The sequence below is a fragment of the Paenibacillus sp. S-38 genome (genome assembly GCF_049942825.1).
In the GTDB taxonomy this organism is placed as follows: Bacteria; Bacillota; Bacilli; order Paenibacillales; family NBRC-103111; genus Paenibacillus_G.
Genome location: NZ_CP187970.1, coordinates 3,778,374 through 3,790,258, shown reverse-complemented (window position 1 = coordinate 3,790,258; position 11,885 = coordinate 3,778,374). Strand labels below are relative to the sequence as shown.

The 11,885-nt window shown below is 58.3% G+C and carries 11 protein-coding genes; 2 read left to right on the top strand and 9 right to left on the bottom strand.

Annotated elements, in window-relative coordinates; all coding sequences use genetic code 11:
- The first annotated feature begins 537 nt into the window (after window positions 1-537).
- Window positions 538-1,617, top strand: a complete 1,080-nt coding sequence (gene xerS / locus ACP26L_RS17500; protein ID WP_426454436.1) for a tyrosine recombinase XerS — start codon at window positions 538-540, stop codon at window positions 1,615-1,617.
- 1,275 nt (window positions 1,618-2,892) lie between these two features.
- Here the strand turns inward: xerS and ACP26L_RS17495 are convergent.
- Window positions 2,893-4,287, bottom strand: a complete 1,395-nt coding sequence (locus ACP26L_RS17495) for a PASTA domain-containing protein (protein WP_426454434.1) — start codon at window positions 4,285-4,287, stop codon at window positions 2,893-2,895.
- 137 nt (window positions 4,288-4,424) lie between these two features.
- Entirely contained in the window at window positions 4,425-5,960 is a 1,536-nt protein-coding gene (locus ACP26L_RS17490) for an NAD(P)H-hydrate dehydratase (RefSeq protein ID WP_426454433.1), read from the bottom strand.
- A gap of 359 nt (window positions 5,961-6,319) precedes the next feature.
- Here ACP26L_RS17490 and ACP26L_RS17485 point away from each other — a divergent pair, with 359 nt between their 5' ends.
- Complete coding sequence (locus ACP26L_RS17485; RefSeq protein ID WP_426454431.1) at window positions 6,320-7,261, top strand: aldo/keto reductase family protein; 942 nt, start codon at window positions 6,320-6,322, stop codon at window positions 7,259-7,261.
- A gap of 154 nt (window positions 7,262-7,415) precedes the next feature.
- Here ACP26L_RS17485 and ACP26L_RS17480 read toward each other — a convergent pair whose 3' ends face one another.
- The 7 genes from ACP26L_RS17480 to ACP26L_RS17450 all read right to left on the bottom strand — a co-directional run bounded on the left by ACP26L_RS17480 (window position 7,416) and on the right by ACP26L_RS17450 (window position 11,835).
- On the bottom strand, window positions 7,416-7,565 hold the full coding sequence (locus tag ACP26L_RS17480) for a GNAT family N-acetyltransferase (RefSeq protein WP_426454430.1): 150 nt from the start codon (window positions 7,563-7,565) through the stop codon (window positions 7,416-7,418).
- Between the two features lie 280 nt (window positions 7,566-7,845).
- Entirely contained in the window at window positions 7,846-9,309 is a 1,464-nt protein-coding gene (locus ACP26L_RS17475) for an amidase family protein (protein ID WP_426454428.1), read from the bottom strand.
- Window positions 9,310-9,441: 132 nt separating this feature from the next.
- Complete coding sequence (locus tag ACP26L_RS17470; RefSeq protein WP_426454426.1) at window positions 9,442-9,924, bottom strand: hypothetical protein; 483 nt, start codon at window positions 9,922-9,924, stop codon at window positions 9,442-9,444.
- A gap of 46 nt (window positions 9,925-9,970) precedes the next feature.
- A complete protein-coding gene (locus ACP26L_RS17465; RefSeq protein WP_426454986.1) occupies window positions 9,971-10,300 on the bottom strand; it encodes a low molecular weight protein tyrosine phosphatase family protein in 330 nt (109 codons plus the stop codon).
- 16 nt (window positions 10,301-10,316) lie between these two features.
- Window positions 10,317-10,781, bottom strand: coding sequence for a hypothetical protein (locus ACP26L_RS17460; protein WP_426454425.1), 465 nt, complete (start codon window positions 10,779-10,781; stop codon window positions 10,317-10,319).
- 46 nt (window positions 10,782-10,827) lie between these two features.
- On the bottom strand, window positions 10,828-11,136 hold the full coding sequence (locus ACP26L_RS17455; protein WP_426454423.1) for a hypothetical protein: 309 nt from the start codon (window positions 11,134-11,136) through the stop codon (window positions 10,828-10,830).
- 372 nt (window positions 11,137-11,508) lie between these two features.
- The gene (locus tag ACP26L_RS17450) at window positions 11,509-11,835 is read right to left on the bottom strand and encodes a hypothetical protein (RefSeq protein WP_426454421.1); all 327 of its coding nucleotides are present in this window, start codon (window positions 11,833-11,835) and stop codon (window positions 11,509-11,511) included.
- Window positions 11,836-11,885 lie beyond the last annotated feature (50 nt).

The window sequence follows — 11,885 nt, the reverse complement described above, 5'->3', positions numbered from 1 at the left end:
CGCGGATCCTCCGATGCCGGAAGCGCACCCTCTTACACTTGTTCATTCGGTACGGCAGCCGACTGACGGCATGTAGGAAACCTGCGGATCCTCCGCTGCCGGAAGCGCCCCCTCTTACTCCTGTTTTATTCGGCACGGCAGCCGACTGACGGCGTGCAGGAAACCTGCGGATCTTCCGCTGCCAGTAGCGGGCCCTCTTACTCCCGTTCATCCGCTACGGCAACGACTGAGGCCGGTAGGAAAGCTCGCGGATCTTCCGCTGCCAGCAGCGGCTCATGTCTACACCAGCTCAACGAGCTTCCTTTTTCCTGCTTATCCCACGCAGCCAGCCATTTGAGCCTAAGCATGAAATCCATTTCATTTTCATCTAGGTACCCAGGTTTTTCGATCCGTTACCCATCTGTCGACTTCTTTTCGTGATGACATAAAGCGCCGGATCCTATTTTCGATGCTGCGGACTTCTATGGTACAATAGAGGAAATCCTTTCCGGGTAATCGGATGTAAACGAGCTTTCTATCGAACGAGGTGATCGTGACATGAATATCATTAAGATCAAAGACCGCCAGGAGCTGGATAAGAAAGTCCCCTCCATGCCCTGGTACGTGGAGAAGTTTATCGGGTACAAGCTTCCGGATCTCTCCCCATCCTCCCTGCTCGAGTATGTGCGCGATTATGAGACGTTTTTCTCCTGGCTGCTTGCGGAGGGTCTGACTACGGCCTCATCCATACGCGAGATCCCTCTCGTTGATCTGGAGAGGCTGCATATGGATTCCATCGATAACTACAAAATGTTCCTCGCCACACGCAAGGAAAATGCCAACGGGCGGACAACCATCTCCCGCAAGCTTTCATCGCTGCGCTCGCTGTTCCATTATTTGAGCCAGATTGCCGAGGATGAAGAATTTTATCCGCTCTTAAAACGCAACGTGATGGCCAAGGTGGAGATCAAGCGCACCCATAAGCCCAAGGACACGGCGGCCAAGCTGGAAGGCAAGCTGCTGCAGGAGGTGGAGATTCTTGAATTTATCGAGTATATCAAAACCGGCTATCCCCAGGACGTCGCGAAGAACAAGCAGGCCCTATACTCGTATGAAATCAACAAGATCCGCGATGTGTGCATTGTCTCCCTCATCCTGAATTCGGGTCTTCGCGTATCCGAAGTCGTAAACCTCAACGTCGAAGACATTGATTTGAAAAAGAAACTCACCTACGTTTACCGCAAGGGTAAGAATGACGATACGTTCAAAACCCCGGTCTACTTCCGTCAGGAGGCGACCGAAGCGCTGACCGCTTACCTTGAGCTGCGTTCGATCCAGTACAAGGCGCCCAAACGGGAAAAAGCCCTGTTCCTCGCCGTCGCAAACGGCAAGAAAGAGGGCGAGCGGATGACCAAACGGGCGATCCAGGAGATGGTGATCAAGTACGCCAAGCGGTTCGGCAAGCCTTACCTGTCGGTGCATAAGCTGCGCCACTCATTCGCCACCGACTACTATCTGCGCAACGATCTGTATAAGACACAGGAGCAGCTCGGCCACGCTTCGCCGGAGACCACCCAGATCTACGCCCACCTAACCGACAAAACGATGGCCGAGGCGATCGACCGGACGGCGGATTGAGGATAGACCGGTGCCCGTGGATCTTAGCCCAATCGACATCATCCCCATGCTGACGCATGGGGATTTGTTTATGACTGGACCTGTGATTCCGTAGTTCGAAAGGTTGGACCGTCTCCTCTCCCTCCGCTCGTCCGTCCGAGTAACAACGAGACCGCTCGATTATCTAAGAAGCTGGTTTGACCACGGTCCAATGGGATCCGTCTGAAGTGCGACAGGCTTGCGCTCCTAATGGATGAAGGTTCCGATACGTCCCACCTTCACCTCATCCACAGTAGTAAACCCAAGAGTAACGGAGATGTTCACCGCGTCTATTTTCCGAAAAAGCTTCATTAGTGTACGGCAAGTACGGCTAGGTCGATCCTCCAGGCGGATCGTCTTTCCTATCGAGCCCATTCTTCCGTCAACAGCCAGGCCGGCAGAGGGAGTCACGATCCATTCATGCCATTCCACTGTATCGCTAGACAATATGTGTTAGTCCTGCCCCCAGAGCCAAGGCAGGTAGGCCTAGATGCGGAGCTTGGGGGAACATAATTACAGCGGTACAGGGCAGGGATGGAACCGAGGAACGTGCTGAACTGATAACTTTTAAGTGAGGTATCACGGGTGACGGCGAGTTTAAAACCAGCATAGGAGAACAAGGAAATAGCCGTACTCATTCGGGGAGTATTTTTAGCGAACATCTAGAACATCTAGGTGAAAGCTCAACCGAAAGGGCGAGATCGAGCCCTTGTTGAAAATAAAGGAACTGAGGTTCGCTATTCCTCCCTAGCAGCCCGATTTTCAGCGAATCGATGGGGGATAAGGCATTTGAGTTCCGCTAATCTCCGTGAAATCATGGGAAATAGCCATATAAGAGATCGTAGTTCCGTTATTCCAATTGACCGGAAGAGGCGCCCTTCAAACACTCCTGGGTACCGTGAAAGTCCGCCTAAGTAGTGAAAAATTACGGGGAGGAATCACTTGTTGCGTAATAAAAGTAAAGGATACCTCTCCTTATTCCGCTTAGTACCAGGGTAAGCGATACGGATCAGCACACATCTTCAGTACCAACGGAAGCGATACCGATTAGCACACAATTCCAGCACCGACGGAAGCAATCCAGCTCATCACATAACTCCAATATCAACGGAATCGAAACTGCTCATCACACCCCCAGCACAAAACAAGCAGATGCCTCTTTCCCTAATCCGCTTCCATCCGCATCCAGGCAGACCAAGAGCCCGGATCTCTCCGGGCTCTTGGTCTATGAAGCCAACGTCCTGCACGACTCTGCCCCTACGGCCCGCGGCTGACGTAGAAAATCACCTTCGTGCCTTGGGGAGCAGCTTCGCCGGGCTTCGGCATTTGGTCAAAGACGGTTCCGGCCGGCTCCTCGCTTGGCTTCCTGTAGTAGGCATATCCTAGTCCAGTGCCCTTAAATTTAGCCTCAGCATCGGACAACTGCAAGCCGATCAGATTCGGCGCTTCAAGCGGGCCTTCTCCAGTCGCCGGGGCCGCAGGCTCTTCCCCAGCTGCCCCTTCTTCCTCCTGCTCTGCAGTAGAGGAAGAAGGCGGAACTTTCGTTGGTTCCACCGCTCCCGGCGTTCCGTCAGTCTGCGGTGCCCGGGTCACTTCCGTGCCGTCTGCTGGTTCTTCCCCGTTAGGCAGCTTCGACGACGCCTCCTGCTTGCCTGGCATGCCGGGAAGCGACGGAGCCTCGTTGACGAGCCAGACGAACACCGCCGCGCCGGCGGTACATACGAGGGCTGCGCCCAGAAGCAGCTTCAGGCCGGTTTTCCACGCCCGCCCCTGCGGGCGATCCTCTTCTTCTTCTGCCTCGTCGTGAGCCGGCACTCGAGAAGCTGTCGGAGGAGCATAGCGCACGGGGGCCTCCCGGCGCAGCGGCGGCTCAAACCTCATCGTCGCGTCAAGAGGCATCTCCTCCTCATCCTCTTCGATGTCCTCTTCGATGACGTACGCAGCGTTGGAGGAAGGTGCCTCCGGCGACTTCACCAGGAGCCCGAGGTGCACCACCAGCGAGGAGAGCGTCTCCTGCCGGGCCGCCGTCCGCCGCAGCATGGCGATCAGCTCAGCCTGCTGCACCGCATTCAGGCTGCCCAGGGCTGAACGCAGCTTCCGTTCTCCCAGCGGGCCGAGATCCGGCTCCTCGGAGCGGGTCAGCAGCTGTAACAGCAGCCGCGCGAGCCCTTGAACTCCCCGCTCACGATCCTGCCCTTTATCCCAGTAGTTGATAATCTTGAGGCGCCCGTCGTCACACAGCCATACATTAGCCGCGTGAACGGCAAAGCCCGACACGCCTTCCTCCATCGAATCCTGCAGCCCCCGGCCGAGCTCGAATACGCCGCTGAGCACCTCCCGGTCCGTCAATGGATGGCGGGTCAGTGATTCGATCAGCGGTCTGCCTTCGAACGTCTTCAGGGCGGCGAAAAGATAAGGCTTTTCCATGCCCACATCAAGCATATGCAAAAATCGGTTGTCACTCAACGGAGCAACTTCCTGTAGTTTCGCCATGGCGGTCTGTCTTACCGAGTCATCGGCACTTTCAACTACATACAGAATCACGTCCCTGTGCAAAGCCAAATCTTTGCCGCGGTACAGCATGCCGCTGACCATGGGGAGGATTGGCCGTTCGAGCACATAACGCGAATGGATGGATCTTGGCTTTTCCATGCGTCCCCCTCCTTCTCACGCGAATTCCTTCTCAAACCATTCGTAACCGGATGCCGGTTTGGGAGGTTCCCGCGACAATTCTCGTCATTTCAAGCCATATATAGTTTACCACATTAATGATGTGTGTAGTTAATTGTTCACAAATGATCCGGGATGTCGCCCGCGGCTAAGGATGCTTCATGCGCCCGTCCTGCAGCAGCACGGTCACCGGCCGCGCCGTGAAGATAGGCGCCCAGCGCCGCCGCCTGTACAGCCGTGTACCCCTGACCCAGCAGGGAGCCGATGATCCCCGCCAGCACATCCCCGGTTCCTCCGGTGGCCATCCCCGGATTGCCGGTGGGGTTCAAGTACACTTCACCGGACGGAGCGGCCGTTACGGTCCGCGTGCCCTTCAGCACCACCACCACACCGCAGCGGGACGCATACTCTGCCGCCGCACGAACCCTGTCGCGCTGCACCTCCGAGGTCGTCCCCCCCAGCAGCCTGGACATTTCGCCCGGATGCGGGGTAAGCACAACCTCACCCTCGCGCTTCGGCCATGAAGCAGGGCCGCCCGCTTCTCCCATCATATTCAGCGCGTCGGCATCGAGAACCAGCGGACACCCTGTTTCTTCCCAAAGGGTACGGAGAAACGGACCGTCGCCTTCCCAGCGGCCTGCGCCGGGACCGAACACCAAGGCGTCCTTGCCGGCCGCCAGCTTCGCCAAGGCATGCGGGTCGACCGCGCCCCACTCCCCGGTACCGCCGTCCGCGAGGCCTCGCAGCATAGCTTCGGGCAGCCGGCCGGTCATCGCATCCACCAGCCGGTCGGGCAGCGCCCAGGTGACGAGCCCGCTGCCTGCCCGCAGGGCCGCCGTCGCCGACAGCAGGCCTGCACCGCTCATCGGGCGGCTGCCGGCCGCGACCAGCACGTGGCCGTAGGTGCCCTTGTGCGAGTCCGGCCTGCGGCGGCGGTACCGCGCATAGCCGAGCCGCTCGGAGAGCAGCGGCTCCTGCACGCGGAATGTCCGCACGCCCGCACGCTCAGCAGCCACCGCCGGGATCCCGATGCGCCGGACGACAACGTCACCCGCGCAGGCGGCGCCGGGATACTGCTCCAGCCCGATTTTGCTGTACGCCAAGGCCACGGTCAGTTCCGCGCGGATGCACGGATCGTGCACCTGCCCTGTATCTGCGTCGAGTCCGCTCGGAAGATCGACTGCAGCGACCGGCAGACCGGAGGCGTTCACCTGGGCAATCAGCTGAACGCTGGTGCCCCTTGGCGCACCGGTGCTGCCAGTCCCGAGCAGGGCATCGATAACGAGATCAAAGCCCGCCATATCCAGGCGCTCCCCCTCCGTGAACCGGCGGCCTTCCATGCCGAGCTTCACGGCGATCCGGTACTGCACTTCGGCCTCTCCCCGATACTGCGAGGGGTCGTCAGCGAACAGCAGATACGGCCTGTGGCCCTCCTGCTGCAGGTGGCGGGCGGCAACGATGCCGTCTCCGCCATTGTTTCCTTTGCCAACAAGAACGAGAATCCGCAGCGCCCGGCCGCAGCCTCCCCACCGGCATATTATCTCTTCAGCCACGGCCCGGCCGGCATTCTCCATGAGCACCAGTGCCGGAATCCCGATGGCATCTATCGCGTCGCGGTCGATTCGTCTCATCTGTTCTGCCGTCACGACGTACACGCTGACCCACTCCCTATCACTTCATTGTAGTCTAGTATAGCATATCTTTTGGGGAGGCTTCCTGTTATCACCATCACATTCTTAACATAATTTTTATTATGTAATCTTTACTTCCTGCCCCTTCGTGAGGTCAGGTCATTCCCACCTCTTACCCGAGGCCTCCTCCTCTGAAACAGGCCCTTCTTCCTATTCTTTACCGTATGGCTTACCCTGACGTAACTAAGTCACCCTAAGGTCAGTTCTTACTTCTACGGCCCGCTCGGCTTATAATGGAAGGCGAGTCATTCTTTTCTTCATTCTTTCAAGCCAGGCGCACCACCAAAAATGAAAGCCATTTCACAAAGGAGGAAGATGAATCCATGCAGTATCGCAAACTCGGCAGAAGCGGACTGAAGGTCAGCGAAATCAGTCTGGGCAGTTGGATGACGTACGGAGGCTATGTAGAAAATGAACGCGCGGTCCGTTCCATCGAACAGGCGTATGACCTGGGCATCAACTTTTTTGACACGGCGAATGTATACGAGCGCGGCGAAGCCGAAAAGCTGGTCGGCCGGGTGCTCGGCAGCTATCCCAGAGAATCTTACGTGCTCGCGACCAAAGTATTCGGCAACATGGGAGACGGCCCCAATGACCGCGGTCTCTCCCGCAAGCATATTACCGAGCAGTGCCATGCTTCGCTGAAGCGGCTTGGCACCGATTACGTTGACCTGTACTACTGTCACCGCTACGATCCCGAAACCCCGCTTGAGGAGACGCTCCGCGCCCTCGACGATCTCGTCACCCAAGGCAAGGTGCTGTATGTCGGCGTCAGCGAGTGGACTGCCGCCCAGATGGTCGAGGCACTGGGAATCGCTGACCGATATCTTCTTGACCGGATCATCGTCAACCAGCCGATCTACAACCTGTTCAACCGCTATATCGAAAAAGAGGTCATCCCGACCGGCACGGCCAAGGGCATCTCCCAGGTCGTCTTCTCGCCGCTGGCGCAGGGCCTGCTCACCGGCAAATACCGACTCGGCGAAGCCGTACCGGCAGACAGCCGCGCCGCCAGCAAAAACTGGGGCGAGGACCGCATCAACGAGAAGAAGCTGCGGCAGGTAGAACAGCTGACGGCGATCGCCGACGAGCTCGGCATCCAGGTCTCCCAGCTGGCGCTGGCGTGGGTGCTGCGCCAGGAGAATGTGGCCAGCGCGCTCGTCGGCGCCAGCCGCCCCGAGCAGGTCACCGAGAATGCGACCGCTTCCGGCATCTCCCTCTCCTCTGAAGTGCTTCAGCGGATCGAAGCCGTGCTGGAAGCATAATCTCTGTACACCAAAAACACCGCTCTCTGAGGGCCCTGCAAAAGGGCCTCATAAGGGCGGTGTTTTATGATGGTGCCTGAGGCTTGGCTGAGCCTAGATGATGAAATTCATCCTATCTTTGGCTCACCGCATCTCTCCCCCGCTACACCCCCTACTATGCGCTATAAAACTCGTGCTTCAAGATGCTCATCAGAATCCGGTCCAGGTATACGCCGTTCTTGTAGACTTCATCCCTCAGGACGCCTTCCCGGCGAAAGCTCACTTTCTCATAGCACCAGATGCACGCGGGATTATCCTCGTCCACGGTCGGAATCCCGAGCCCCGACTGCAGGGTCGCAGGGTCCGTCCCCTACCGGTAGCGGAGCTCCCAATCTTCCTCCATAATCCTTCTGAACCGAACACGATCACCGATCAGCTCGGCGTTTCACTCCTCCTCTAAGTTTCCTGACTTGCCTGCTTTATCATCTTCATAATAACAATGGCTCTGCAAGCCACGCAGCGATGCAGAACAGACAAGTCGCAACTCACCGCGCTGAACATAGCTGCTGTCCTTGTCTTTCGCTGCATCCACTGCCTGACGGCACTTACAGCCAGATCGGCCGGCGCCTCATCCCCCGCAGCTGCTCGAATGCATAAGCGATTCGGATGAGCTGGGGCTCCGCGTAAGCGCCCCCGGTGAAGGTGACGCCGACCGGCCGGCCGCCGGACACATACCCGCCGGGCACGGTCACCGATGGGTAGCCCGCCTTCGCCGCAATGCTGGCCCCCGCGGTTCCGGGGAAAACCAGCGCCTGGAGGCCATGCTCCCTCATCACCGCGTCGATGCCCTCCCTTCGGGAGAGCCGCAGATCCGTGAGCCGGTCCTCCAGGTACCGGGGCTCGGTCAGCATCCCGCTGGTATCTTCGGCGATAAGCAGGTTGTCCTGTCCATACCTCAGCGCCTCGTCATGATGCATCGTATTGAACAGGATGAGATCCTTGAGCGAGTGCACAGGCAGATGGGGGGCCAGCCGGCTCAAGTAGCGATTGATGCCGGCTTTGAATTCATGGCGGAACACGGTCGACTGGTACTGCGCCAGCTCCGCTGCGGACGGGATCTCCGCCGGATCGACGACCACCGCCCCGGCAGCCCGCATCGCCTCCAGATGTTCCTCGAATAAGGCCCCTTCATCATGCGGCAGCCGGTCATGAAACCTCCTCCGGGGCACGCCGATCCTCGCCCCTTCGAGTCCCCCGGCGTCGAGGAAGGGCGTGTAATCCCGGCAGACCCGGCCGATGCCGCTGGCAGTTGCCGGATCGTCCGCATCGGGCCCGGCCATGGCGCCGAGCAGGAGCGCCGCATCCTCCACGATGCGGGCCAGAGGCCCCGGCGTATCCTGGCTCATCGCCAGCGGGATGACGCCGCTGCGGGAGATCAGCCCCACCGTCGGCTTGATGCCGACGACCGAGCTGCACACCGCCGGGCTCAGGATCGAGCCCGACGTCTCGGTGCCAACGGCGGCAGCAGCCAGGGAAGCGGCCACTGCTGCGCCCGATCCGCTCGAGGAGCCGCCGCAGTTCAGCCGGCCGCAGCCGTACGGGTTCAGCACCTGCCCTCCGCGGGAGCTGTAGCCCCCGGGCATGCCCTGGGTCATGAAGTTCGCCCACTCGGTCATGTTCGTTTTGCCGAGAATGACCGCGCCGGCTTCCCGGAGCCGGGAGACCAGATGCGAATCGCGCGTGGCATAGTGACCGACCAGAGCGATCGATCCGGCACTCGTCATCATCCCGTCTCCCGTATCGATATTATCCTTGAGCAGCAGGGGAATGCCATGCAGTGGTCCTCTAGCTCCCTTCGCACGCCGTTCGGCGTCCAGTCCCTCCGCGATGGCCATCGCTTCCGGGTTTACTTCCAGAACCGCGTTCAGCATCGGTCCCTGTTTATCGTAAGCGGCAATCCGCAGCAGATAGCCCTCGGTCAGCCCGGCCGCGGTCAGCTCTCCCTTTTCCATCCTGCGCTGCAGCTCCGCAATCCCAATATCCTGCAGCCAGTCCGCGGTAGGGGTCATGTGTACTGCGCCTCCTTTTGCTTTCTTTCCCGGCAGGCCGGAGATATTCGTTTATTACCCCGCCGCAGCCCATCCGCTTACGGGATAGACGGAGGCTTCACATTTTTTTCCATACTGGATTTTTCAGGCATGTCAGATCCATCGCAGAAACCTCTTACGCTCCATGGTCACCCCATGCCGTGCCGACCATTCCTCCAGCCGCTTCAGCGCCTCTTCCTCCCTGTCGGCATAACGGAACATGTACGGCACAGGGACCACCCTCTTTCCTCTCGGCAGCAGACCGATGCCAACCGTATACCCAGCTGCAGCGTGCACGAACACACGACCCAGCTCCTCGGCACTCAACCGCCGGCCCCGGATAGACAGCCATCCTTCATGAAGCAGGAGCTCCTCCGGCTTTCGGAACCGCCGAAAGACCGCGATACCGATAATAAAGAGACACAAGAGGATCAGAGCCAGATGAGCATAAAAAAGCGGTCCGGCTCCGCCCTCACCAAGGTCCCTCATGACACTGCGGCCCATGACAAGCATAACCGCACACATGCAGAGGATCAGCTTGACCCGGGAAGGCTCTTTGATCTTCCACGGAACGCTCTGCCGACGCTGAACCTTCACCTGAACGGCACCCCCTTTTCATTTATGTCATGTATAGTTAATTTCATTAATTATATAGATCTACATAAACGGACACGCTGCTCTCAAGCAGACCGATCAACGCTTCGTCCATATAGCCGAATTCGTCCGGGATATCGAGGCAGATCAGCCTTTTGCCCTGCAGCGCCTGCGGGAACTTCTCCTTCAGTCTTCGTACGTGCTTCCGTTCCATGGTCAGAATCCAGTCGGCCCAACCGATCAGGCCCGCAGTCACCCGTATTCTCGCATTCTCTTCCGTACCCGCGGACCGGACTTCATTACCATTAACCCCATTAAATATTTTCTCCGCCGTAAGACTTCTCCAGCGGTTGCGGCTGCAAACAAACAAGATGTGAATCGTGTACAACTCCCTTTCATGTCTCGGTTGATTTTCTTGCAAAACCCTGCCAATAGGCGGCCGAAGCCCCCAAAAGCTCCTCCACCGTGATGCTTCGCGAGGACGGGGTCCACAGCGCCAGGTCACGGGTACGAATGACGAGTTCTCCCCCGCGCGAAGGGGATGCATAGGTTTCCGGAGGTAAATAACACACCACACTCACGGCGCCGTCTCTTTCGGAAGCTGCGTATACTTCGAGCTCCAAAGCCGCCAGCTCCTCAAGCTTCTCCACTCTCCGCTCGCTCCCCCACTCCTGAAAGTACAATTCCGTACAGCCGCGGAAACAGCCGCGGAGCTCACTCGTGCCCGGCTCCATCATTTCTACGATATACTCGCAGTCGATCACCCAGTGAATATCCCCATTCACCGGATCGGCTTCGAGACGAACCAGCGTCCCGTCATGGCAGCATTGAAATACTTTGACCTGTGCAGCGAGTTCCATCCTGCTGTCCTTCCTCCACTCCTTGCTCTAAAGCTCCCGATCTGTGTCAGGTATGAATCAGTCTGACATACCTTTCCATGCTAAGGAGCATCTCAACCTCGGGGTCTTCCGGGTCCCCTCTGCCGCTGTCCCTCCCCGATATAGGAATCCCATGAAAGTATGCCTTCTCCCTGTACCTTCGTACCAATTCATTGAATTCCACGGCTTCCGGATGCAGCAGCGGCTCCCCATGATACGAAACCACGCTGACGGTGAAAGCGGGAATAAGGATGTCCGCCCGGAGCCTGAACACAAAACTTTTGTCCCTGTAATGGCCCTGAAGATAGGACTCCAGCCCGCTCTCGATAGATCTCAAGCTTTCAACTACGTAAGCATCCGGGATCTTACCCCGTTTCAGGAGACGGTTAAACCCGTGAATATACCGTGTGTTGCAGGCATCCTCCTGCTGCGTCATCGAAGGATCGTTTGAGAATAACAGATTCGGTCTCGCGATGAGCTCTATGATTTCGTTGTATGCCCTTTGGGCATGCTTTTGCAGATACGGTAAAGAATCGATGCTGACTCCTCCTGTCCGGCGTGCTTCTGCGTTGTCTTTCCCCTGCAGGTCTACCCCATTATTCCGCAACGAACCTTCGCGGGCAAGGGAGAGAATCGGTATCAGCCGTTATGTCCACTCTTCCGGCCAATGCCCTGCAACGACGCAGCGGAAGGCACCACACCGCTCCCCCTACCCCCGGCGCACCAAAAGATCGCCCCGCAGGTCAAACGTCATCGGCGCCCCCTTGGCAGCCGGTTTCCAGCCGAGCGGAAGCGCTTGGCGGATGCAGCCCTCAACGTCCTTGGGCGTGACGATCCGCATCTCCGGCTGCACACCGAATGCCGTACCGGTGCTTCGACTGGAGGCCTCCGTCGGGGTCAGGACCTCCATCCGCTGCCCCTGCCCGCTTGTATGTTCCACGATGAGCAGAACGGAGCCGCTGCGGGGAGATAGAATCCAGCGGTACACCTCCCCGTCGACGGTAATCGTTCTTGACCCTTTTTTGCTGATGGCCACTGTCCAGCCCCTCCTTCTAAGTTAGCATCCTGTGCGCGCGTCATTAATTC